The organism is Streptomyces gamaensis, from assembly GCF_042656465.1.
GTDB lineage: Bacteria > Actinomycetota > Actinomycetes > Streptomycetales > Streptomycetaceae > Streptomyces > Streptomyces gamaensis.
This window is the reverse complement of record NZ_JBHSPB010000002.1, coordinates 302,817-325,585: the sequence shown is the minus strand read 5'-3', so window position 1 is coordinate 325,585 and position 22,769 is coordinate 302,817. Positions and strand designations below refer to the sequence as shown.

14 protein-coding genes are annotated in these 22,769 nt (G+C 74.6%); 3 read left to right on the top strand and 11 right to left on the bottom strand.

Annotation, left to right across the window (positions count from 1 at the left end; translation table 11 throughout):
• The first annotated feature begins 25 nt into the window (after nucleotides 1–25).
• On the top strand, nucleotides 26–2,377 hold the full coding sequence (locus ACFP1Z_RS04060; protein WP_390314445.1) for a Tex family protein: 2,352 nt from the start codon (nucleotides 26–28) through the stop codon (nucleotides 2,375–2,377).
• Between the two features lie 43 nt (nucleotides 2,378–2,420).
• Here the strand turns inward: ACFP1Z_RS04060 and ACFP1Z_RS04055 are convergent, their stop codons facing one another.
• From ACFP1Z_RS04055 to ACFP1Z_RS04040, 4 genes are all read right to left on the bottom strand, one after another.
• Complete coding sequence (locus ACFP1Z_RS04055; RefSeq protein WP_390314444.1) at nucleotides 2,421–3,815, bottom strand: M1 family metallopeptidase; 1,395 nt, start codon at nucleotides 3,813–3,815, stop codon at nucleotides 2,421–2,423.
• Nucleotides 3,816–3,894: 79 nt separating this feature from the next.
• Nucleotides 3,895–7,890 (bottom strand): Pls/PosA family non-ribosomal peptide synthetase, encoded by a 3,996-nt coding sequence (locus tag ACFP1Z_RS04050; RefSeq protein ID WP_390314443.1) that lies wholly within the window; start codon nucleotides 7,888–7,890, stop codon nucleotides 3,895–3,897.
• A gap of 314 nt (nucleotides 7,891–8,204) precedes the next feature.
• Entirely contained in the window at nucleotides 8,205–9,842 is a 1,638-nt protein-coding gene (locus ACFP1Z_RS04045; protein WP_390314442.1) for an ABC-F family ATP-binding cassette domain-containing protein, read from the bottom strand.
• A 90-nt stretch (nucleotides 9,843–9,932) separates the two neighbouring features.
• On the bottom strand, nucleotides 9,933–11,906 hold the full coding sequence (locus tag ACFP1Z_RS04040) for a Xaa-Pro dipeptidyl-peptidase (protein ID WP_390314441.1): 1,974 nt from the start codon (nucleotides 11,904–11,906) through the stop codon (nucleotides 9,933–9,935).
• A gap of 187 nt (nucleotides 11,907–12,093) precedes the next feature.
• Here ACFP1Z_RS04040 and ACFP1Z_RS04035 point away from each other — a divergent pair, with 187 nt between their 5' ends.
• Nucleotides 12,094–13,599, top strand: a complete 1,506-nt coding sequence (locus ACFP1Z_RS04035) for a M1 family metallopeptidase (RefSeq protein ID WP_390314440.1) — start codon at nucleotides 12,094–12,096, stop codon at nucleotides 13,597–13,599.
• A gap of 53 nt (nucleotides 13,600–13,652) precedes the next feature.
• Here ACFP1Z_RS04035 and ACFP1Z_RS04030 read toward each other — a convergent pair whose 3' ends face one another.
• From ACFP1Z_RS04030 to ACFP1Z_RS04005, 6 genes are all read right to left on the bottom strand, one after another.
• Entirely contained in the window at nucleotides 13,653–14,414 is a 762-nt protein-coding gene (locus tag ACFP1Z_RS04030) for a MerR family transcriptional regulator (protein WP_390314439.1), read from the bottom strand.
• A 103-nt stretch (nucleotides 14,415–14,517) separates the two neighbouring features.
• Complete coding sequence (locus tag ACFP1Z_RS04025) at nucleotides 14,518–16,686, bottom strand: 3-hydroxyacyl-CoA dehydrogenase NAD-binding domain-containing protein (RefSeq protein ID WP_390314438.1); 2,169 nt, start codon at nucleotides 16,684–16,686, stop codon at nucleotides 14,518–14,520.
• A 58-nt stretch (nucleotides 16,687–16,744) separates the two neighbouring features.
• Nucleotides 16,745–17,971, bottom strand: a complete 1,227-nt coding sequence (locus tag ACFP1Z_RS04020; RefSeq protein WP_390314437.1) for an acetyl-CoA C-acetyltransferase — start codon at nucleotides 17,969–17,971, stop codon at nucleotides 16,745–16,747.
• Nucleotides 17,968–19,137, bottom strand: a complete 1,170-nt coding sequence (locus ACFP1Z_RS04015; protein WP_390314436.1) for a CaiB/BaiF CoA transferase family protein — start codon at nucleotides 19,135–19,137, stop codon at nucleotides 17,968–17,970. Before ACFP1Z_RS04015 ends, ACFP1Z_RS04020 begins: the two co-directional genes overlap by 4 nt.
• A gap of 122 nt (nucleotides 19,138–19,259) precedes the next feature.
• Entirely contained in the window at nucleotides 19,260–20,195 is a 936-nt protein-coding gene (locus ACFP1Z_RS04010; RefSeq protein ID WP_390314435.1) for a dihydrodipicolinate synthase family protein, read from the bottom strand.
• Nucleotides 20,196–20,304: 109 nt separating this feature from the next.
• Complete coding sequence (locus ACFP1Z_RS04005; RefSeq protein WP_390314434.1) at nucleotides 20,305–20,997, bottom strand: endonuclease V; 693 nt, start codon at nucleotides 20,995–20,997, stop codon at nucleotides 20,305–20,307.
• Between the two features lie 71 nt (nucleotides 20,998–21,068).
• Between ACFP1Z_RS04005 and ACFP1Z_RS04000 the strand changes: the two genes are divergently transcribed.
• Nucleotides 21,069–21,368, top strand: coding sequence for a YciI family protein (locus tag ACFP1Z_RS04000; RefSeq protein WP_390314433.1), 300 nt, complete (start codon nucleotides 21,069–21,071; stop codon nucleotides 21,366–21,368).
• A 52-nt stretch (nucleotides 21,369–21,420) separates the two neighbouring features.
• Here ACFP1Z_RS04000 and ACFP1Z_RS03995 read toward each other — a convergent pair whose 3' ends face one another.
• Nucleotides 21,421–22,509: a WD40/YVTN/BNR-like repeat-containing protein gene (locus tag ACFP1Z_RS03995; protein ID WP_390314626.1), complete on the bottom strand. Its 1,089-nt coding sequence runs from the start codon at nucleotides 22,507–22,509 to the stop codon at nucleotides 21,421–21,423.
• Nucleotides 22,510–22,769: the final 260 nt, after the last annotated feature.

Sequence of the window (22,769 nt, the reverse complement as noted above, 5' to 3'; positions counted from 1 at the left end):
CTCGAAGAGAAAGCGGAGCGTGAACGTGACGGCACCCATCGCGTCGGTCGAAGGCAGGATCGCCGAGGAGCTCGGCGTAAGGGAACGGCAGGTGAAGGCGGCCGTCGACTTGCTCGACGGCGGCGCGACCGTGCCGTTCGTCGCCCGGTACCGCAAGGAGGCCACCGGCATGCTCGACGACGCGCAGCTGCGTGTCGTCGAGGAGCGGCTGCGCTATCTGCGGGAGCTGGAGGAGCGCCGCTCGGCGGTCCTGGAGTCGGTGCGGGCACAGGGCAGGCTGGATCCGCAGCTGGAGGCACGGATCCTCGCGGCCGACTCCAAGGCCCGCCTGGAGGACATCTATCTGCCCTTCAAGCCCAAGCGCCGCACCAAGGCGCAGATCGCCCGCGAGGCCGGTCTGGAGCCGCTCGCGGACGGGCTGCTCGCCGACCCCTCGCGCGAGCCGTCGGCCGCCGCCGCGGCCTTCGCCGACGCGGACCGGGGCGTCGCGGACGCCGCCGCCGCGCTGGAGGGGGCGCGCGCGATCCTCACCGAGCGCTTCGGCGAGGACGCCGACCTCATCGGTGAGCTGCGCGAGCGCATGTGGACGCGCGGGCGCCTGGTGGCGAGGGTCCGCGAGGGCAAGGAGGAGGCGGGCGCGAAGTTCTCCGACTACTTCGACTTCGCCGAGCCCTTCACCGAGCTGCCCTCGCACCGCGTCCTGGCGATGCTGCGCGGCGAGAAGGAGGAGGTCCTCGACCTCGTGCTGGAGCCGGAGGAGCCGCAGGCCGAGGGCCCGAGCTCCTACGAGCAGGCCGTCGCCCGCCGCTTCGGCATCGCCGACCGGGGCCGCCCCGGCGACAAGTGGCTCACGGACACGGTGCGCTGGGCCTGGCGCACCCGTGTCCTGGTGCACCTCGGCATCGATCTGCGGCTGCGGCTGCGGCAGGCCGCCGAGGACGAGGCGGTGCGTGTCTTCGCCGCCAATCTGCGCGATCTGCTGCTCGCCGCCCCGGCGGGCACCCGCGCCACGATGGGCCTCGACCCCGGTTTCCGTACGGGCGTGAAGGTCGCCGTCGTCGACGCGACCGGCAAGGTCGCCGCCACCGAGACGGTCTTTCCGCACGTCCCGCAGCAGAAGTGGGACGCGGCCCTGGCTACTCTGGCCCGGCTCGCCCGCGAGCACGGCGTCGAGCTCGTCGCCATCGGCAACGGCACCGCCTCCCGCGAGACGGACAAGCTGGCCGGCGAACTCATCGCCAGGCACCCGGAGTTGAAGCTGACGAAGGTCATGGTCTCGGAGGCGGGCGCCTCCGTGTACTCCGCCTCCGCCTTCGCCTCGCAGGAGCTGCCCGGTCTGGACGTGTCGCTGCGCGGCGCCGTCTCCATCGCCCGCCGGCTCCAGGACCCGCTCGCCGAACTCGTCAAGATCGACCCGAAGTCGATCGGCGTCGGCCAGTACCAGCACGACCTGTCGGAGGTGAAGCTCTCCCGCTCGCTCGACGCGGTCGTCGAGGACTGCGTCAACGGCGTGGGGGTCGACGTCAACACCGCCTCCGCCCCGCTGCTCGCGCGCGTCTCCGGCATTTCCGCGGGCCTCTCGGAGAACATCGTCGCCCACCGCGACGCGAACGGGCCCTTCCGTTCCCGCAAGGCCCTCAAGGACGTGCCCCGGCTCGGGCCGAAGGCGTACGAGCAGTGCGCCGGCTTCCTGCGGATCCGGGGCGGCGACGACCCGCTGGACGCCTCCAGCGTCCACCCCGAGGCGTATCCGGTCGTCCGCTCCATGGTCAAGGCCACCGGCGGGGAGGTCGCCTCGCTCATCGGCAACACGGCGGTGCTGCGCTCGCTGCGCCCCGAGGAGTTCGTCAGCGACTCCTTCGGCCTGCCGACCGTCACCGACATCCTGCGGGAGCTGGAGAAGCCGGGCCGTGACCCGCGGCCCGCGTTCCGCACGGCCTCCTTCAAGGAGGGCGTCGAGAAGATCGGCGACCTGGAGCCCGGAATGGTGCTGGAGGGCGTCGTCACCAACGTGGCCGCGTTCGGCGCGTTCGTGGACGTCGGCGTCCACCAGGACGGGCTCGTGCACGTGTCCGCGATGTCGCGCACGTTCGTCAAGGACCCGCGGGACGTGGTGAAGCCGGGGGACATCGTGCGGGTGAAGGTGATGGAGGTGGACATCGCCCGCAAGCGGATCTCGCTGACGCTCAGGGTGGACGACGAGGTGCCCTCGGGCGGCTCGGCGAAGGGTTCGCGCGCCGAACGTGCCGAACGGTCCGAACGCGCCGCACGTTCCCGCGGGGAGAAGCGGGGGGCGCCCCGGCAGCGCGGGGCCCGCGAAGCGGCCCCGGTGAACAGTGCGATGGCGGAGGCGCTGCGGCGGGCGGGTCTGCGGTGACTCTCGCGGGGTGCCCGGCCGTGTTCCGGGCACCCCGCGCCCGTCAGGTGCTCGCCGGGAATTCCGGCAGGCGTTTGTCGAAGAGCCACGGGTGCAGCAGGTCCTGCAGGCGGCGGCCCGCGGTGTGTTCGGCGTGCGTGAAGAACGTCCGGGTGTCCGCGCTGCCGCCGCGGTGGGTGTCGTGCCAGCTGCGCAGCAGCCGGAAGAACGATTCGTCGCCCACCGCGAGCCGCAGCGCGTGCAGGGTGCAGGCGCCGCGCACGTAGATGCGGTCGTCGAAGAGGTGGCGCCGGCCGGGGTCGGCGATGCGCAGGTTCTGCCGGCGGCCGGAGAGTTCGCGCCAGGCTTCCCGGGCGAGGGTGTCCGCGTCGTCCTCGCCGATGTGCTCGGACCACAGCCACTCCGCGTACGTCGCGAAGCCCTCGTTGAGCCAGATGTGCTGCCAGTCGGTGAGGCCGACGCTGTTGCCGTACCACTGGTGGGCGATCTCGTGGGCGACGAGCGTCTCCCAACTGCGGTTGCCGTCCATGTGGTTGCTGCCGAAGACGGACAGGGTCTGGTTCTCCACGGGTGCGCCGAGCTCCGCGTCGACGACGACGGCGCCGTAGGACTCGAAGGGGTACGGACCGAAGAGGCCGGTGAAGGCCCGCAGGATCTCCGGTTGCCGCGCGAGGTCGTGCCGGGCGGCCGCGGCGAGGTGCGCGGGATAGGCGTTGCGCAGCGGGACGGGCGATCCGCCGGGGCTGGCCTCGATGGTCTGGGTCTCGTGGGCGAAGCGGCCGGTGTAGACGGCGGCGAGGTAGGTGGCCATGGGGCCGGGGTGGTGGTAGGTCCAGCCGACGGTGCCGTCGTCGTGTTCCTCCCGGCCGTGCAGCGTGCCGTTGGCGAGGACGTGGTGGCCGCGCGGCACCCGGACCTCGAAGGTGTAGGCGGCCTTGTCGTCGGGCCGGTCGTTGCAGGGGAACCAGGAGGGGGCGCCGACGGGCTGGGAGGCGACGAGGGTGCCGTCGTGGCCGTCGCCGGTGCGGTCCCAGCCGATGGGCCCGAAGGGGGTCCGCAGGGGGCCGGGGCTGCCGCCGTAGCGGATGTCGGCGACGAAGGGCTGTGCGGGGGCGAGGGGTTCCCCGGTGGTGAGGAAGACCTTGCCGTCGCGGCGGTGCACGGCCACGGGGCGGCCGTCGACCTCGGCTGCGTGCACGGTGAGCCCCGCGAGGTCGAGTTCGACGCGGCGGGTGTGCTCGGCGGCGACGGCCTGGATACGGGCGTGCCCGTCGAGCCGTCCCTCGCCGGGGTCGTAGTCGAGCCGCAGGTCGTAGGAGAGGGTGCGGTGGCCGTACGAGCCGTGGCGCGGGAAGTAGCGGCGGCGGGCGGCGGCGGGCGTGTCACGGGCCGGGGCCCGGCCGCCGCCACGGCCGGACAGGGCCGTGGCGGCGGTCATGGGCAGGACGGCGGCGGCCGTCAGAAGCGCGCGCCGGCTGCAGCAGAACCGGTTCCGGAACGTCACTTCGGCCGCCCCCTCACGCGGCGTGCTCGTGCTCGGCCTGCCCCTGGACGGGGGCCGGGCGCTGGCCGGCGATGGGATTGCCGGCCCAGCGGGTGCCGGCCGGGACGCTCTCGCCGCGCATGACGAGCGACGAGGGCGCGATGGAGGTGTGGGCGCCGACGGTGGTGCCGGGCAGGACGATGCCGTGGGGGCCGAGGGTGGCGCCCTCGGCGAGGTGCACGGTGTCCATGCGCATGATCCGGTCGTGGAACAGGTGGGTCTGCAGGACGCAGCCGCGGTTGACGCTCACGCCGTCGCCGAGGGTGATCAGGTCGGTCTCGGGCAGCCAGTGGGTGTCGCACCACACGCCGCGGCCGACGCGCACGCCCAGGCTGCGCAGCCACCAGTTGAGGACCGGGGTGCCGGTGAAGGGCCCGGCCATCCACGGCACGGCGAAGGACTCGACGAAGGTGTCGTAGAGCTCGTTGCGCCACACGAACGAGGACCACAGCGGGTGCTCGCCGGTCTTGAAGCGGCCCATGAGCAGCCACTTGGCGGCGGTGGCGGTCAGTCCGGCGACCACGGCCGCGCCCAGCAGCAGCGGGGCGCCCACGGCGGCGGCGAGCCACAGGCCGCCGGCGTCGAGGGCGTCCTGCTGGGCCAGCAGCACGGCTTCGGCGAGCAGGAAGCCGCAGATCAGCGGCAGGATCCGGCAGGCCTCGACGGCGGCGCGGGCCAGCATCAGCCGACGCGGCGGCTCGAAGGTGCGTCCGGCGTCGGCGACGGTCGCCACGCGCGGCAGCGGCATCGCGGGCCGGCCGAGCCAGGAGGTGCCGGGCTCGCTGTGCTCGGGGGCGTCGCTGAGCACGCCGATCAGCGCGTGGTCGGGCACGGCGCGGCCGGGGCCGACGATGCCGGAGTTGCCGAGGAAGGCCCGCCGGCCCACGCGGGCCGTGCCCAGCCGCATCCGGCCGTGGCGCAGCTCGTAGGGGGCGGCGAGGGTGTCGTCGGCGAGGAAGGCGCCGTCGTCGACGGTGAGCAGCGACGGCAGGGGCAGCACCGTGGAGATCTCGGCGCGGCGGCCGACGCGGGCGCCGAGCAGGCGCAGCCACACGGGGGTGGCCAGGCTCGCGTACAGCGGGAAGAGGCTGGTGCGGGCGCCGTCGAGGAGCCGGGTGACGAGCCAGGCGCGCCAGGCGACGCCGCCGTCGGCGGGGTGGTCGCCGGGGGTGATGCCGCGGCCGAGGAGCCGTACGACGCCGGCGAGGAGCAGGATCCAGCAGGCGGTGGTGGCGAGGGCGAGCAGCGGTGCGGCGCCCAGGACCATGAAGGCGACGGAGCCGAGCGTGGGCACGCCCTTGACGAGGTGGTAGACGCCGACCAGGGAGGGTACGGCGGCCAGGAGCGGCAGCAGCGGCAGTCCGAGGAGGGAGGCGGCGTAGGCCAGGCGCCAGCGCAGCGGTCCGCGGTCGTGGCGGGCGTGGCTGCCGTGCCGGCGGCGGGCGGCGGCCAGGTCGGCGGGGGCGTCCGGCTCGCCGCGCCGGGCGGTGGGGGCGTGGCGGGCCGGGGAGCCTTCCCAGGTCTGCCCGGAGGGCACGTGGCCGTCGAGGCAGGCGCCGGGGGCGAGTTCGGCGTCGGGGCCGAGGGAGGCGCCGGGCATGAGCATGGTGCGGTGGGCGACGCGGGCGCCGGAGCCGATGCGGATGCTGCCGACGCGCAGGGTCTCGCCGTCCAGCCACCAGCCGGCGATGTCGGCCTCGGGCTCGATGCTGCTGCCGTCGCCGAACTGGGCCAGGCCCGTGACGGGCGGCATGGTGTGCAGGGCGACGCCGCGGCCGACCTCGCAGCCGAGGGCGCGCGCGTACCAGGCGGCCCAGGGGGTGCCGATGAGGGCGGGGACGCCGAAGGCGGCGACGGCGCGTTCGGCGGCCCACAGCCGCAGGTGGACGCGGCCGCCGCGCGGATGGCTGCCGGGGGTGATGCCGCGGGTGAGGAGCCGGGCGGCGGCGGCGCCGATGGCGAACCGGGCGGGCGCGCTGAAGAGGACGAACCAGCCGACGGCGACCAGCCACCAGGAGGTGTGCGGGGCCCAGCTCTCGGGCATCAGCAGGCCCAGGACGTTGTCGGCGGCGGCGAGGCCGACGAGGCCGCGCAGTCCGGTGACGCCGAAGAGCGCGCACTGCACGAGGATCTGGGCGGCGCCGGTGCGGCGGCGCACCGGGCGGACCTCGCGGCGGACGGGGTGGTCCTGCGGGTGGTGGCCGTCGAGGCTGTCGATGTGGTCGGCCATGTCGCGCAGCACGGGGTGCCGGTACAGGCCGGCGACGGAGACGCCGGGGTGGTCCTTGCGCAGGGCGGAGGCCATGCGGGCGGCGGTGAGGCTGGTGCCGCCCATGGTGACGAAGTCGGAGTCGGAGGTGGGCCGGGTGCCCAGCAGTTGCTCCCACAGGGCGGCGAGCCGGCCGGCGGTGCCGTGCAGGGCGTGGGCGGCGTCGGGGCTGGCGGCGGTCTGCGCGGCGGGCAGCGGCCAGGGCAGGGCGTTGCGGTCGACCTTGCCGGAGGTGCGGGTGGGCAGGTCGTCGACTTCGGCGAGGACGGGCACGAGGGCGGCGGGCAGCCGTTCGACGAGCTGGGCTCTGGCGTCGGCGCGGTGGTAGTCGGCGGCGGGGACGACGTAGCCGACGAGGAGCTGTCCGCCGGCGGGGGTGGTGCGGACGGCCGCGGCGGCGCCGCGTACTCCGGGCAGGGCCGAGAGCGCGGCGTCGATCTCGCCGAGTTCGATGCGCCGGCCGCCGAGCTTGATCTGGTCGTCGGCGCGGCCGGCGAAGACCAGGCCCTCGGGGTCGGCGCGCACCAGGTCGCCGGTGCGGTAGGCGCGCCCGGTGTTGAGGGCGGCGCAGGGCCGGAAGCGTTCGGCGTCCTTGACGGGGTCGAGGTAGCGGGCGACTCCGGCGCCGGCGACGACGAGTTCGCCCTCGGCGCCGTGCGGGACGGGCTGCCCGGCCTCGTCGACGACGGCGAGTTCCCAGCCGTCCAGGGGCAGGCCGATGCGCACGGTGCGGCCGGGGAGCATGCGGGCGGCGCAGGCGACGACGGTGGTCTCGGTGGGGCCGTAGGTGTTCCACATCTCGCGGCCGTGGACGGCGAAGCGGTCGACGAGTTCGGCGGGGCAGGCCTCGCCGCCGACGATCAGCAGCCGGACGCGGTCCAGGCAGTCGGCGGGCCACAGCGCGGCGAGGGTGGGGACGGTGGAGACGACGGTGATGCCGCGCTCGACGAGCCAGGGGCCGAGCTCGTGGCCGGCGCGGACCAGGGCGCGGGGGGCGGGCACCAGGCAGGCGCCGTGCCGCCAGGCCAGCCACATCTCCTCGCAGGAGGCGTCGAAGGCGACGGACAGGCCGGCCAGGACCCGGTCGCCGGGGGCGAGGGGCCGTTCCCGCAGGAAGAGGCGGGCCTCGGCGTCGACGAAGGCGGCGGCGCTGCGGTGGGTGACGGCGACGCCCTTGGGGGCGCCGGTGGAGCCGGAGGTGAAGATGATCCAGGCGTCGTCCTCGGGCAGGACGGGCCGGGGCGGCTCCAGGTGGCCGAGGGGTGCGGACGGTCCGGGGGCGAGGGTGCCGTCCGCGGTGAGGACCGCGCAGACGGCGGCCTCGCCGAAGACGGTGGCGGCGCGCTCGTCGGGGTCGTCGGCGTCGACGGGGACGTAGGCGGCTCCGCTGCGCAGCGTGGCGAGCACGCCGAGGTAGAGCTCGGCGGTGCCGGAGGGGACGCGGATGCCGACCCGGTCGCCGGGGCCGATGCCGGCGGCGCGCAGCCGCTCGGCGCGGACGGCGACGGCGGCGAGCAGCTCGCGGTAGCTGAGGATCTCGGTGCCGGTGTCGACGGCGGGGGCGTCCGGGTACCGCTGCGCGGTGGCGTCGAGTACGTCGAGCAGGGTGCGCGCGGGTGCGGGAGGTGCGCTGCCGTAGAGCGCCTTCCCCGCCGGCGGGCCCGGTGGGACGGGCGTGGGGTCGGGACGGGTCGGGGACATGGATACGCCTCAATTCGACGTCGGTGGTGCGGACGCTCTTCGTCTTCGCACGTCCGCACCCACAGACGCCGGTCCGCGCCCCCGGGTTCGTATGCCGAGCCCAACGTTCCGTAAATCGAACAGGCGCCTCTCGGGGCGCGGGCACCGTGATTCCCATTGTCCTGCGCGGGACGCCACGGGGGAACCGCTACCGGAAGGGGATCGTCCGATGGCGCCCGCTTGAGAAAGGTTTGGCCTTCAACTGGGGTTGTTTTCGGACAGCCATTCACCCGTACGAGAAGGGGTTCCGGCCGGGCGGCGGAGGGCGGTGCGGCTCACCGCTCGGTGACGCGGCCGCCTTCGACCTCGATACGGCGGGTGGTGTGCACGGCGTCGAGCATGCGGCGGTCGTGGGTGACGAGCAGCAGGGTGCCGGTGTAGGAGGCCAGTGCGGATTCGAGCTGTTCGATGGCGGGCAGGTCGAGGTGGTTGGTGGGCTCGTCCAGGACGAGCAGATTGACCCCGCGGGCCTGCAGCAGGGCGAGGGCGGCGCGGGTGCGTTCGCCCGGGGAGAGGGTCACGGCGGGCCGCAGGACGTGATCGGCGGTGAGGCCGAATTTCGCCAGGAGGGTACGGACCTCGGCGGGCGCGAGCTCCGGGGTGGCGGCCCCGAAGGCGTCGAGCAGCGGGTCGGGGCCCAGGAACAGTCCCCGGGCCTGGTCGACCTCGCCGACGACGACGCCGGGCCCGAGCGCGGCGGAGCCGGCGTCCAGCGGCAGCCGGCCCAGCAGCGCGGCGAGGAGGGTGGACTTGCCGGAGCCGTTGGCGCCGGTGATCGCGACGCGGTCGGCCCAGTCGATCCGCAGGTCGGCGGGGCCGAAGGCGAAGGAGCCGCGCCGCAGGCGGGCGCCGCTGAGGGTGGCGACGACGGCGCCGGAGCGGGGGGCGGCGGCGATGCTCATACGCAGCTCCCACTCCTTGCGGGGCTCCTCCACGACCTCCAGGCGCTCGATGAGCCGCTCGGTCTGCCGGGCCTTGGCGGCCTGCTTCTCGGTGGTCTCGGCGCGGTGCCTGCGGCCGGTCTTGTCGTTGTCGGTGGCCTTGCGGCGGGCGTTGCGCACGCCGTGTTCCATCCAGTTGCGCTGGGTGCGGGCGCGCTCCTGCAGGCCGGCCCGGGTCTGCGCGTACTCCTCGTACGCCTCGCGGGCGTGCCGCCGGGCGCGGGCGCGCTCCTCCAGGTAGGAGGTGTAGCCGCCGCCGTAGAGGTTGATCTGCCGCTGGGCGAGGTCGAGTTCGAGGACCTTGGTGACGGTGCGGGTGAGGAACTCGCGGTCGTGGCTGACGAGGACGGTGCCGGCGCGCAGTCCGGTCACGAAGCGCTCCAGCCGCTCCAGGCCGTCGAGGTCGAGGTCGTTGGTGGGCTCGTCGAGGAGGAAGACGTCGTAGCGGCTGAGCAGCAGGGAGGCGAGGCCGGCGCGGGCGGCCTGGCCGCCGGAGAGCGCGGTCATGGGCCGGTCGAGGCCGATGGCCAGGCCGAGGGAGGCGGTGACCTCGGTGGCGCGTTCCTCCAGGTCGGCGCCGCCGAGGTCGAGCCAGCGCTCCAGGCTTGTCGCGTAGGCGTCGTCCGCGCCGGGGGCGCCCGCGACGAGGGCCTCGGTGGCGGTGTCGAGGGCCTGCTGGGCGGCGGCGACGCCGGTGCGGCGGGCGAGGAAGGCGAAGACGCTCTCGCCGGGGCGGCGTTCGGGCTCCTGCGGCAGGTGGCCGACGGTCGCGGTGGCCGGGCTGAGCCGCAGTCCGCCCTCGGCGGGCGTCTCCAGGCCCGCGAGGAGGCGCAGCAGCGTGGACTTGCCGGCGCCGTTGGCGCCGACGAGTCCGATGACGTCACCGGGGGCGACGACGAGGTCGAGCCCGGAGAAGAGGGTGCGCTCGCCGTGGCCGGCGGCGAGGTCCTTCGCGACGAGGGTGGCGCTCATAACCCGTCGACCTTAACCGGCGGGCGGCGGCGGACGGCAATCGGATTCCGGCGCCGGTCCCGCCGCGCGGGCGGGACCGGCGCGGCGGGGTCAGGGCAGGTGGACGAGCGCGGTGGGGGTACGGACCGTACGGCCGCCGCCGTCCGGGGCCGCGGGGCGGCCCCCGGCGGTGGCGCGGGCGAAGGCGGCCGGGCCGCCCACGAGCGGGAGTTCGGCGGTGGTACGGCTGAGGTCGACGGTCAAGCGGGGTGTGGTGTCGGCGGGTTCGAGGAGTCCGGCGTCCGTGCCGGCGACGATCAGGGCGAGCCGGTGGCCGGCCGGCACGACGTGGTCGGTGGCGGCGAGGCCGAGGGTGAGGGTGTAGGGGCGGCCGGGGACGAGGGGCTGCTGCTCGTCGAGTCCGGCCCAGTGGCCGAGGTCGGCCCAGCCGCGGCTGAAGACGGTGCGGTCCACCCGGGCGGTGTCGGCGACGGTACGCCGGTAGCAGGCGCTGTCGCCGGGGGTGCTGCTGCCCCAGCAGGTGCGCTCGGTCAGGGTGGTGATGCCCTCTCCCTTGGCCCCGTAGTCGCGGATGACGGCCGGGCCGAGGTCGACGAGGACGGCCGTCAGGTGCGCGGAGGTGGTGGAGGGGGTGACGGTCAGCCGCACGCGGGAGGAACCGGACAGTCTCAGGTCGCGGGCGAGCGGGACGGTGGTGAACGCGGCCTTGGCGGGTGTGCGCCGGTCGGCGCTCGCGGCCCAGTCGCTCTCGCCGGTCGCCGGGTCGTCGGTGAAGGAGTCGCTGCTGCCGGCCGGGGCGGGCCGCGTGCCGAGCCGGCCGGGGCCGTCCCCGCTGCCGGGGGCGGGGTGCAGGGCGGTCGCGGCGGTGGAGCGCGGCGGCCAGAGGGGGTCGGTGGACCACTGGTCGGGGGCCCGTTCGATGTCGGCCATGGGTGCCCGCTCGATGCCGTTGTCGTAGCCGAGGAGGTAGTGGTCGAACCAGTGGTGCAGGGTGCTCACCCATGCCTCGCGGCGGACGTCGAAGGGGTCGACGTGCCCGGCCGTCGTCAGCCAGATCTTGCGCTCGACGCCGTTGCGGGCCAGCGCGTCCCACCACTGACCGAGGTGCTGGGTACGGACGTTGAGGTCCTGCATGCCGTGGACGGCGAAGACGCTCGCGCGCACGCGGCCGGCGGCGCGCACGTAGTCGCGTTCCTGCCACAGGTCCGTCCAGTTGCCGTCGCGCGGTGCGCCGTCGGCGAGTTCGGCCTGCACGTCCTGGCAGTTCGTCTGTGCCTCGGGGCTCTGGACGTAGCGGGCGAGGCTGTCGGGGCCGCCGTCGTAGAGGGCGGCGCCCTGCGCGAAGTAGTAGTCGTACCAGGAGCTGATGGCCCCGATCGGCACGATGGTCCGCAGGCCCTCGACGCCGGTGGCGGCGACGCCGTTGGCGATGGTGCCGTCCCAGCTCTTGCCGATCATGCCGACGGCGCCGGTGGTCCAGTCGGCGGTGGCGGTCTGCGGGCCGGTGCGGGAGGAGTAGCCGCGGGCCCGGCCGCCCAGCCAGTCGACGACGGCCTTCGCGGAGCGGATGTCGAAGCGTCCGCCGACATCGACGCAGCCGTCGGAGCGGTTGGTGCCGGCGAGGTCGACGAGGGCGACCGCGTAGCCGCGCGGCACGAAGTAGTTGTCGTAGAACAGCGGGAACTGCACGGGCCGGCCGTGCTCGTCGTAGGTCTTCTTCTGGCTCTCGTTGCCGCGTCCGCAGCAGGAGTAGTACGGGCTCGCGTCCATGATGACGGGCACCCGCCGTCCGGACTCGGCCGCTTCGCGGGGGCGGACGATGTCGACGGCGACGCGTACGGCGCGGTCCTCGCCCTCCGGGGCGGAGTGCTCGATTCCGGTGTCGACCCACACGGTTTCGCGGATCGCGCGCTCGTAGGAGTAGACGGGTCTGCTCTCGCCGCGCACGGCGGGAGCGGCCGAGGCCGCGCCGGGCGGCGCGGCCAGGACGGCCAGCAGGGCGGCGAGAGCCGCCAGGACGGACGCGGTCCAGGGTATGCGGGTACGGCCCGCTCGCTTCGGCACGCGGGGACCGTAGCGGAGTCAACTCCCCCTGTAGAAGAGAGAAAGCAGGGAAACAAGAGAGTGACAGCGACCGATGGTGACGCGCTCGTGTCGATCACATGTCGGTACGCACCATGGACATGACCTCTCCCCCGGTGAGTTCATAGGCTGCGGTTCACCGTTCTCCTCCTACGAGTTGGAGTGGCTCGTGCGTCACAGATTCATCGTCCCCAGCGCCGCCGCGGCCGTCCTGCTGCTGGCGATCCCGGCCTCGGCCGCCGGCCCCACCCCGGGCGCGCCGGGCATCGGGGACCCGTACTACCCCGAAGCGGGCAACGGCGGATACAGCGTGTCCCACTACGACCTGCGGCTGAAGTACCAGCCGAAGACGGACCGGTTGGAGGGCACGGCGACCCTGCTGGCCACCACGACCCAGGATCTGTCCCGCTTCAACCTCGACTTCCTCCTCGACGTCAGCGAGGTCCTGGTCAACGGCAAGAAGGCGGCGGTCGGCCGGTCCGGCACCCACGAGCTGGAGATCACCCCGCAGACGCCGCTGGAGAAGGGCAAGTCCATCAGCGTGGTGGTCCGCTACAGCGGCACCCCCTCGCAGGTGAAGGTGAACGGCTTCACCGGCTGGACGCGCACCCCCGACGGGGCGGTGGCGGCCCAGGAGCCGGAGGGGGCGGCCTGGTGGTTCCCCAGCAACGACCACCCGCGCGACAAGGCCACGTACGACATCTCCGTCTCCGTGCCGGACGACGTGCAGGCGATCAGCAACGGCGTCCTCGCCTCCAAGACCTCCCGGTTCGGCTGGACCCGCTACAACTGGCGCTCCACCAAGCCGCAGGCGAGCTATCTGACCACCCTCGCCATCGGCAAGTTCGACATCACCGAGGACCGGACGGCGGGCGGCCTGCCGGTCATCAGCGCCTACAGCAAGGACCTGGGCGACAACTACGCCCCGGCGAAGGCGAGCATCGAGCGCACCGCCGAGATCGTCGACTGGGAGAGCAGCGTCTTCGGCCCGTACCCGTTCACCGCGCTGGGCGGTTACGTGCCGAACGTGAACTCCCACTACGCGCTGGAGACCCAGACCCGCCCGTTCTACAGCCCGGCGCAGTTCGCGAACGGCGCGAACACCTCGGTGGTCGTGCACGAGCTCGCGCACCAGTGGTTCGGCGACTATGTGTCGGTGAACAACTGGCGGGACATCTGGCTGAACGAGGGCTTCGCGACGTACGCGCAGTGGCTGTGGTCGGAGAAGGAGGGCGAGGGCACCGCCCAGCAGCTCGCCGACTACGTCTACTCCCAGCCGGCGGACAGCCCCTTCTGGAAGGTGAAGCCGGGCGACCCGGGCGCCGACCGGCAGTTCGACGGCGCGGTCTACAACCGGGGCGCGGCGGCCATCCAGGCCCTGCGCACCACCGTGGGCGACCAGGCGTTCTTCACGATCCTCAAGCAGTGGCCGGAGCAGCACCGCTACGGCAACGCCTCGATCGAGGACTTCGTGGCGTTCGCGGAGAAGGTCTCGGGCAAGAAGCTGGGCGCGCTCTTCGACACCTGGCTGTTCACCACCGCCAAGCCGGCCGTGGGGCCGGGCGGCGCGCAGGCGGCGGGCAGCCGGGCGCACGGCCTGGCGGCGCCGGTGGTCAAGGAGCCCAAGTCCTGGAAGAAGATCCAGTCGGCGCTGGCGGGCCACCACGGCCACTGAGTTCTTCCTTCCGGGGTGCCCCGGCGCGGCCGCGGCCGGGCCGGGGCACTTCCCTACTGCGCGTACGCCGCCCGCAGTTCCTGGGTCAGGGACCGCTGGAAGGCGGTGACCAGGGCCTGCACGACGAGCGGCTGCATGTGCCGCGACAGCGACTTCATCGCGGCCGCCTCGCCTTCGACGGCCCGGCACACCTCCTCGCGGAAGAGGCGGCTCAGCTCGCGGGCGGCCGCGCAGGAGTGGTCGATCAGCACGGTGCGCGCCTTGAGGATGGTCTCCAACGCGACGGGCACGTCCAGCAGTTGCAGCCCCAGGCCCAGCAGCGCGGGGTCGACGCGGAAGGCGGCGCCGCCGCCCCGGCCGTCGGGGTCGGGTTCGACGACGTTCATCGCGGCGAGCCGGCCGAGGTCCTCCTCGGTCAGGGGCCGCCCGGCCCGCCGCTCCAGCTGCGCGCGGGGCATCTCCTCGGCCTCGTCCGGCATCCAGGAGGCCACCAGGGCCCGGTGGATGGCCAGGTCGTGCGGGCTCAGGCCGGCGGGCAGCCGGCTCAGATAGCGTTCGATGGCGGCCAGGGTCAGCCCCTGGTGCTGCAGTTCCTCGATGAGGGCGAGGCGGGCGAGGTGGCCCGGCCCGTAGCGGCCGACCCGGCGGGGGCCGAGCTCGGGCGGCGGCAGCAGTCCGCGCGTGCCGTAGAAGCGCACGGTGCGCACGGTCACCCCGGCGCGGGCCGCCAACTCGTCGACGGTCAGGGCCGGTTCCCCGGCGCCTCCCTCCCTCGCCTGCGCCGCTTCCGCCACCGTCTTCGACCGTGTCTCCACCGCCACCTCCTCGCTCTCCCGGCCGGCACCCGGCCGTCCGCGACCGCACCCGCCCCGGGGGCCGGGTCCTTCGGTCGTGCCTCAGTCGTGCCTCGGTCGTGCTTCAGTCCCGGAAGACCTCGCCCTTCGCGGCCCTGGCCACCAGCGACTCCGGGGGCGTGAACCGCTCGCCGTAGGCCGCCCGCAGCTCGTGCGCCCGGGCCACGAAGCCCGCGAGCCCGCCCTCGTAGCCGTTGATGTACTGCAGGGCGCCGCCGGCCCACCCGGGGAAGCCGATGCCCAGGATCGATCCGATATTGGCGTCCGCGACCGAAGTGAGGACGTTCTCGTCCAGGCACCGCACGGTATCGAGGGCTTCGGCGAAAAGCATCCGCTCCCGCAGGTCCCGCAAGGGGACCGCGGGGGCGTCCGGGCAGCCGAAGTGCTCGGCCAGGCCCGGCCACAGGCCCGTCCGCCTGCCGTCGGCGTAGTCGTAGAATCCGGCGCCGCCGCTGCGGCCCGGCCGTCCGAACTCGTCGACCATCCGGTCGATGACCGCGTCGGCGGGGTGCGGCGTCCAGGTGCCGCCGGCCTGCTCGACGCCGCGCCGGGTCTCCTCGCGGATCCTGCGGGCCAGGGTGAGCGTCAACTCGTCCATGAGGGAAAGCACCTTGGCGGGGTACCCGGCCTGGGCGGCGGCCTGCTCGACGGTCGCGGCCGGCACGCCCTCCCCGATCATCGCGACGCCCTCGTTGAGGAAGCGGCCGATGACGCGGGAGGTGAAGAAGCCGCGCGAGTCGTTGACGACGACGGGGGTCTTGCGGATCTGCCGGACGAGGTCGAAGGCGCGGGCGAGGGCCGCCTCGCCGCTGCGGGCCCCCTTGACGATCTCGACGAGCGGCATCCGGTCCACGGGCGAGAAGAAGTGCAGGCCCACGAAGTCGGCGGGCCGCTCGACGCCTTCGGCGAGCGAGGTGATCGGCAGGGTGGAGGTGTTGGAGCACAGCAGCGCGTCGGGGGCGACGAGGTGCTGGACCTCCTGGAACACCTTCCGCTTGAGGGCGGGGTCCTCGAAGACGGCCTCGATGACGGCGTCGCAGCCGGCCACGTCGGCGGCGTCGGCGGTCGGGGTGATGCGGGCGAGGATCTCCTCGCGTCGCTGCTCGGTCATCCGGCCCTTGCCGACGGCCGCGTCGAGCAGCTTGCGGGAGTGCTCCTTGCCCTTGCGGGCGTTGTCGAGGGTGACGTCCTTCAGGACGACCTCGATGCCCGCCTTGGCGCAGACGTGGGCGATGCCGGCGCCCATCATGCCCGCGCCGAGGACGGCGGCCCTGCGTACGGTGCGCGGTTCGACGCCGGACGGTCGGCTGCGGCCGGTGTTGACGGCCTGGAGGTCGAAGAAGAACGCCTGGATCATGTTCTTCGCGGTCTGTCCGCAGACCAGTTCGGTGAAGTAGCGCGCCTCGACGACCTGCGCGGTCTCGAAGTCGACCTGCGCGCCCTCGACGGCGGCGGCCAGGATGTTGCGGGGGGCCGGGTAGGGGGCGCCCGCGGTCTGCTTGCGCAGGGTGGCGGGGTAGGCGGGCAGTTCGGCGGCCAGGCGCGGGCTCGACGGCGTCCCGCCGGGGAGCTTGTAGCCCTTCTCGTCCCAGGGCTGGTGGGATTCGGGGTGGGCGGCGATGAACGCGCGGGCCTTGGCGAGGAGTTCCTCGGGGCTCGTGGCGAGCTCGTGGACCAGTCCGGCGTCCAGGGCCCGCCGCGGCTCGTACTGGGTGCCCTGGATCAGTACCTTCAGCAGGGCGTCGGCGATGCCGAGCAGCCGGACCGTACGCACCACTCCCCCGCTGCCGGGCAGCAGGCCGAGGGTGACCTCGGGCAGGCCGATCCGCGAGCCGGGCACGTCCAGGGCCACGCGGTGGTGGCAGGCGAGGGCGATCTCGTAACCGCCGCCGAGGGCCGAGCCGTTGACGGCGGCGACGACGGGCACGCCGAGGGTCTCGATGCGCCGCAGGTCGCGCTTGACGGCCAGGCCGGCGTCGAAGACCGCCTGGGCGTCCTCGGGGGTGACGGCGATGAGGTCGCGCAGGTCGCCGCCGGCGAAGAAGGTCTTCTTCGCGGAGGTGACGATGACGCCGCGCACCGAGTCCCGTTCGGCCTCCAGGCGGTCGGCGGTGGCGTGGAGCGCCTGCTGGAAGGCGCGGTTCATGGTGTTGGCGGACTGGGCGGGGTCGTCGAGGACGAGGGTGACGACGCCGTCGCCGTCCTGCTCCCAGCGGATGACGCTGTCGCTCATGGTCGGGGGTCTCCAGATCGGGTCGGGGCGCGGGGCGGGGGCGGTCATGGCGCGGGGGTCAGAGGCGTTCGACGACGGTGGCGACGCCCATGCCGCCGCCGACGCACAGGGTGATCAGCCCGTACCGCTTGTCCTGGCGTTCCAGTTCGTCGATGACCGTGCCGAGCAGCATCGCCCCGGTGGCGCCCAGCGGATGGCCGAGCGCGATGGCGCCGCCGTTGACGTTGATCTTCTCCAGGCCGATGCCCATGTCGGCGGCGAAGCGCAGTACGGCGGCGGCGAACGCCTCGTTCATCTCGATCAGGTCGATGTCGTCGATGGTCAGTCCGGCCTTGGCGAGGGCCTTGCGGGAGGCGGGCGCGGGGCCGGTGAGCATGATGGTGGGCTCGGAGCCGGAGACGGCGGCGGAGACGATGCGGGCGCGCGGGACGAGTCCGTGGCGCTCGCCGGTCCCACGGTTGCCGATGGCGACGAGGGCGGCGCCGTCGACGATGCCGGAGGAGTTGCCGGCGTGGTGGACGTGGTCGATGCGCTCCAGCCAGTGGTACTTCTGCAGGGCGACGGCGTCGAAGCCGGCGGCCTCGCCGATCTCCGCGAAGGAGGGCTTGAGGGCCGCGAGGGCCTCGACGGTGGTGCCGGGCCGCAGGTGTTCGTCGCGGTCGAGGACGAGCAGTCCGTTGCGGTCGTACACGGGCACCACGGAGCGCTCGAAGCGGCCTTCCTTCTGCGCGGTGGCGGCGCGTTCCTGGGAGCGGGCGGCGAAGGCGTCGACGTCGGCGCGGGTGAAGCCGCCGAGGGTGGCGATGAGGTCGGCGCTGACGCCCTGGGGGACGAAGCCGGTGGCGAGGTTGGTCATGGGGTCGCCGAACCAGGCGCCGCCGTCGGAGCCCATGGGCACCCGGGACATCGACTCGACGCCGCCGGCGAGCACCAGGTCCTCCCAGCCCGAACGCACCTTGGCGGCGGCGAGGTTGACGGCTTCGAGGCCCGAGGCGCAGAAGCGGTTCTCCTGTACGCCGGCCACGGTGTCCGGCAGTCCGGCCGCGATCGCGGCGATCCGGGCGATGTCGGAGCCCTGCTCGCCGATGGGGCTGACCACGCCGAGGACGATGTCGTCGACGGCGGCGGGGTCGAGGCCGGGCAGGCGGCGGCGGAGTTCGCCGATGAGGCCGACGACGAGGTCGACGGGTTTGGTGCCGTGCAGCGAGCCGTGGGCCTTGCCGCGCCCGCGCGGGGTGCGGATCGCCTCGTACACATACGCTTCGGGGGTCGCTTCGGTGGTCACGTTCTCGTGCCTTTCGGGGGTTCGGCGGACGACGGGTCGAGTCGGGGGACGCCCCAGTCACGGGCGACCTCGGCGCTGTGGGCGCCGGGCCGCGCGGGCGGGCGGAGCGGTGCCGCGGGGGTCGCGGAGAACCTCGGGGCGGGGGCGGGCTGGGTGATGCCGGCGGTCTCGACGAAGGTGCCGCGTGCGGCGAGGTGCGGGTGGCCGGGGGCCTCGCGCAGGGTCAGTACGGGCGCCACGCACGCGTCGCTGTCCGCGAAGACCTCCGTCCACTCGGCCCTGGTGCGCCGGGCGAACCGTTCGGCGACGGCGGCGCGCAGCTCGGCCCAGCGGGCGGGGTCCGCGCGCAGCCCCGCCAGGTGCGCGATGCCCAGGCGCCGGGTGAACTCGGCCCAGAAGGGCGGCTCCAGGGCGCCGACGGCCATGTGCCCGCCGTCGGAGGTGGGGTACGTGCCGTAGAACGGGGCGCCTCCGTCGAGGAGGTTGGCCTCGCGGCGGTCCTGCCAGCCGCCGGCCGCGAGCATGCCGTGCAGCATGGCGGTCAGATGGGCGGTGCCGTCGACGATCGCGGCGTCGACGACCTGGCCGGGGCCGCCGGCGCGGACGTGGTGCAGGGCGGCGAGCACGCCGACGGCCAGGTACAGGGCGCCGCCCGCGTAGTCGCCGAGGAGGTTGGCGGGGGCGCAGGGCGGGCCGTCGGCAGGGCCGGTGAGGGCGAGGGCGCCGGTGACGGCGATGTAGCCGAGGTCGTGGCCGGCGGTGGCGGCGAGCGGCCCGTCCTGTCCCCAGCCGGTCATCCGCCCGTACACCAGGCGGGAGTTGCGGGCCAGACAGTCCCGGGGGCCGACGCCGAGGCGTTCGGCGACGCCCGGCCGGTAGCCCTCCAGCAGGATGTCGGCGCGCTCGGCGAGGTCGAGGACGGCGGCCGGTCCGGCGGGCGTCTTGAGGTCGACGATGACGGAGCGTTTGTTGCGGTTGGTGACGTCGTAGGCGGGGTCGATGTGCAGTCCGGGGCCGCCGGGGCGGTCGATCCGGACGACGTCGGCGCCGAGGTCGCCCAGCAGCATCGCCGCGAACGGGCCGGGGCCGATGCCCGCGAGTTCGACGACCCGTACCCCGGTGAGCGGTCCGCCGCGCGGGGCCGCCGTCCTTGCCGTGCTCGTCATACGGCCCCCAAGTCTGGTGAGCGGACCCCGCGATCACCGTGACAGTAGCGCTGTAACAGCCGAGATGCTAGGAACGGGGCGGGGTTTGCACAAGCCCCGCGCCGAGCCGCTGTCCCTCCGCGTCACAGCAGTCCGGCCTGCTTCAGCAGGCGCTCGATCCCGCGCACCGACGCCTGGGACAGGGGGTGTTGGGGGGTGGCGGTGGCCGGGGAGGCGATGACGCCCAGCAGGTGCAGGGCGGCCTTGAAGCCGCCGATGGCACGGGCGGTGGGGCCGGCCTCGGCCGGGTCGCCGGCCTCCAGAATCGCGAACAGGCGCGCCAGCCGGTCCTGTTCGGCGGCCGCCTCCTCCCAGCGGCCGGAGCGCGCGTGCCCGTACAGCCGCACATAGCCGGCCGGGTCCACGTTGCCCAGGCCCGGCACGACGCCCTGCGCGCCGGCCAGCAGGGCCGCGTCGACGGCCAGTTGGGAACCGGTGAGCACGGAGAACGCGGCGTCCCGGCCCGTATCGCGCAGGGCGACGAGCAGCCGGCGCAGCCCTTCGAGGTCACCGCTGGAGTCCTTCAGCCCGGCGAGGGTGCCGTCCCCGGCGAGCGCGAGCACGGTCTGGGGCGCGAGCCTGCCGTGCACGGCGGGCGGGATGTCGTAGGCGAGCAGCGGCAGGTCCACGGCGGCGCGGATCCGCCGGAAGTGGTCGGCGGTCTCCGCCGGGTGCGGGGTCATGTAGAAGGGGGCGGTGGCCACCAGGGCGTCCGCGCCCAGCGCGGCGGCGGCGCGGGCGTGTTCGAGCACGCGGGGCGTGGTCGTGTCGATGACCCCGGCCAGCACGGGCACCCGGCCCGCCGCCGCCTCCACCGTGGCCTCAAGGACGGTCCGCCGCTGCTCGCCGGTCAGGAAGGCGGCCTCCCCGGAGGAGCCGAGCGCGAAGACGGCGCCGGCGCCGGCCCGCACCACGTGCTCGACGAGGGCGGCCAGGGAGCGGGTGTCGACCTCGCCGGAGGCGGTGAGCGGGGTGCACAGCGGAGGGACGACACCGGTCAGCTGCTCGGGCAGGGTCACGGGCGGGCTCCTTCGCCGCGGTCGACCGGCACGGACGGTGGCTGCTTACCCGCGCCTCGCTCCCGTCACTCCCGCGCGGCCCGGCCGGCCGTCGCGGTCCGTACAGGCGTCAGGCGTCCTTCAGCGCCCGCCGGCACAGCGTGTCGGCCGCACGCGTCGTCTCCGGCAGCCGGTAGCCCCGGGTCAGGCGCAGTACCTGCGCGCACGCCGTCTCCAGACCCACGCGGTGGCCGACGGAGACGAAGACGGGCTTGACGCCGTCGCGGGTGCGCAGCGCGCGCCCCACTTCCTCGGTGCCGTCCAGCAGCGGCGAGCTGTCGCCCCGGTGCGGTCCGGGCGGCTCGTACCGGAACGCGAACGGGTTCTTGGCGACGCCGACGACCGGCAGCCCGGTCAGTACCCCGAGGTGGCTGGCGAGGCCGAAGCGGCGCGGGTGGGCGACTCCGTAGCCGTCGCAGACGACCAGACCGGGGGTGACGGCCAGCCGGCCGAGGGCGTCGAGGACGGTGGGTATCTCACGGAAGGCCAGCAGCCCGGGCACGTAGGGGAAGGCGACCCGGCCGACGGCGGTGGCCTCGGCGAGGACGGTCAGCGAGTCGGCGTCGAGGGCGACGGCCGCGGCCGCGACGACGTCGCGCGCGTCGTCGTAGGCGACGTCGACGCCGACCGCGACGAGCGGCTCGGCGGGCGAGGGGCCCGGCTCGTCGAGGACGACGCGGTCGCGCAGCGCGTCCTGCACGGCGCGGGCCTCCGCCTCGTTCGCGGGCCGGGCGGGCGGCAGTTGGAGGTGCGGTTGGGTCATGGCGGTGGTCACGTTACGCGAGGGCGCCGCCGGTCCGGCGCGCGGGGAGCCCGGGGCGTAGCCTTGTGATCATGTTCGTACTGGAGCTGACCTACATCGCGCCCATCGACCGTATCGACGCAGCCCTCCCGGAGCACGTCAAGTGGCTCGACGCGCACTACGCCTCCGGGGTGTTCATCGCCTCGGGCCGCAAGAACCCGCGCGACGGCGGGATCATCATCGCGGTCGGCGAGGAGCGCGCGAAGATCGAGGAGATCGTCCGCAGCGACCCCTTCAGCGTGGCGGGGGTGTGCGAGTACACGGTCACGGAGTTCTACGCCACGAAGACGGCGCCCGCGCTGGAGGAGTACCGCGAGGAGCTGCCCTCCTGAGAACTGCCCTCCTGGAGAGGAACCGCCCTCCCGGGAAGGCCCCGTCGCCCGTTCACCGTCCCGAGCGGCTGAGCCGGGCGACGCGCCCGTGCTCGCCGGCGGCCCAGCAGCCGAGGTCGGGGGCGCAGTCGACGGTGTCGTAGGAGCCGGAGTCGAAGGGGCGCCAGGTGCGGCCGGCGTCGGTGGTGAGGTCGGAGCCGGTGGGCCCGACGGCTAGGGCGGTGCCGCGGCTGTGCGGGAGCCAGGCGACGCCGGAGCGGTAGCCGCCCGGTGCCCGCTCGGCGGCGGTCCAGGTGCGGCCCGCGTCCGGGCTGCCGGCGGCGGCACGCGGCGAGGGCTGCCCGGCGCGGTGGTCGCCGCCCACCGCGAGGCCGCGGGTGCGGTCGCGGAAGGCGAGCCCGAAGACGCCGCGCGAGGGCGCGCCCGCGGGGACGGGGGTCGTCGCGGCGGTCCAGGTGCGGCCCCGGTCCGCCGAGTGCAGGACGCGTGAGGCGGGGCCGCCGCCGGTGGCGATCCAGGCGTCGCGGCTGCCGGTGCTCACCACGCACTGGCCGCTCGCGGCGAAGGCCGCCTCGCCGGGCAGCGCGGGCGGCATGCCGGTGCCGGGCAGCGGGTGCCAGCTGCGGCCGGCGTCGTCGGTGGCGAGGATGCGGAAGCGGCCCTCGACCGGGTCGCCGAGGGCGATGCCGTGGCGGGTGTCGAAGAAGGTCAGGCAGTCGTAGAAGGCGCGCGGGTCGGGGTTGCGGAAGCTCTCCGCCCAGTGCCGGCCGCCGTCCTCGGTGCGGAAGACCCGGGAGGCCTCGCCCGGGCCGGCGGCCAGGGCGATCGCGCGCCGTTCGTCGAAGGCCTCGATGTCGCGGAACTCCAGGGCGCCCGCGCCGGGCGGGGAGACGTCGTGCCAGCGCCGTCCCCCGTCGCGGGTGAGCAGGACCGTGCCGTGGGTGCCGGCGACCCAGGCGGTCGAGCGGCTGACGGCCGCGAGCCCGCGCAGCCGGGCGTCGGTGCCGCTGGGGCGCGGCTTCCAGGCCGGGTGGGGCACGGAGCGGTGGGCCGGGTGGTGCCGCTCGGCGGGCCGGGGCGCGGCCTGGGCCGGGGCCGTCCCGGTCAGCGCGAGCGCCGTGGCACTGAGCCCGGCGGCCATGCCGCGCAGGACCGGCCTGCCGGCAGCCGCCCGCTTCCCGGTCGTCCGTACCGTCCGCGCCGTCCGCGTCGTCCGCGTCGTCCGCGTCGTCCGCGTCGTCCGCGTCGTCCGTTTCATGAACGGCGAAGCTAGCGGAGTGGTGCGGTGGGCGTCCATCAGGATCCCGGCGCTGCCGCGCGCCGCGCCTGTCCAAAGCCGAACAGTCCAAGTTTCATCCTTTTGGCCGGTGCAAGAGTGGACGTACGGCCGAGCCGCGGCCC

Excerpts from the sequence above, each read along its gene's own strand:
- ACFP1Z_RS04050 (WP_390314443.1), bottom strand. The coding sequence starts at position 7,890 with ATGTCCCCGACCCGTCCCGACCCCACGCCCGTCCCACCGGGCCCGCCG.
- ACFP1Z_RS03995 (WP_390314626.1), bottom strand. The coding sequence starts at position 22,509 with ATGGCCGCCGGGCTCAGTGCCACGGCGCTCGCGCTGACCGGGACGGCC.
- ACFP1Z_RS04005 (WP_390314434.1), bottom strand. The coding sequence starts at position 20,997 with ATGACCCAACCGCACCTCCAACTGCCGCCCGCCCGGCCCGCGAACGAG.
- ACFP1Z_RS04055 (WP_390314444.1), bottom strand. The coding sequence starts at position 3,815 with ATGACCGCCGCCACGGCCCTGTCCGGCCGTGGCGGCGGCCGGGCCCCG.
- ACFP1Z_RS04015 (WP_390314436.1), bottom strand. The coding sequence starts at position 19,137 with ATGACGAGCACGGCAAGGACGGCGGCCCCGCGCGGCGGACCGCTCACC.
- ACFP1Z_RS04045 (WP_390314442.1), bottom strand. The coding sequence starts at position 9,842 with ATGAGCGCCACCCTCGTCGCGAAGGACCTCGCCGCCGGCCACGGCGAG.
- ACFP1Z_RS04000 (WP_390314433.1), top strand. The coding sequence starts at position 21,069 with ATGTTCGTACTGGAGCTGACCTACATCGCGCCCATCGACCGTATCGAC.
- ACFP1Z_RS04025 (WP_390314438.1), bottom strand. The coding sequence starts at position 16,686 with ATGAGCGACAGCGTCATCCGCTGGGAGCAGGACGGCGACGGCGTCGTC.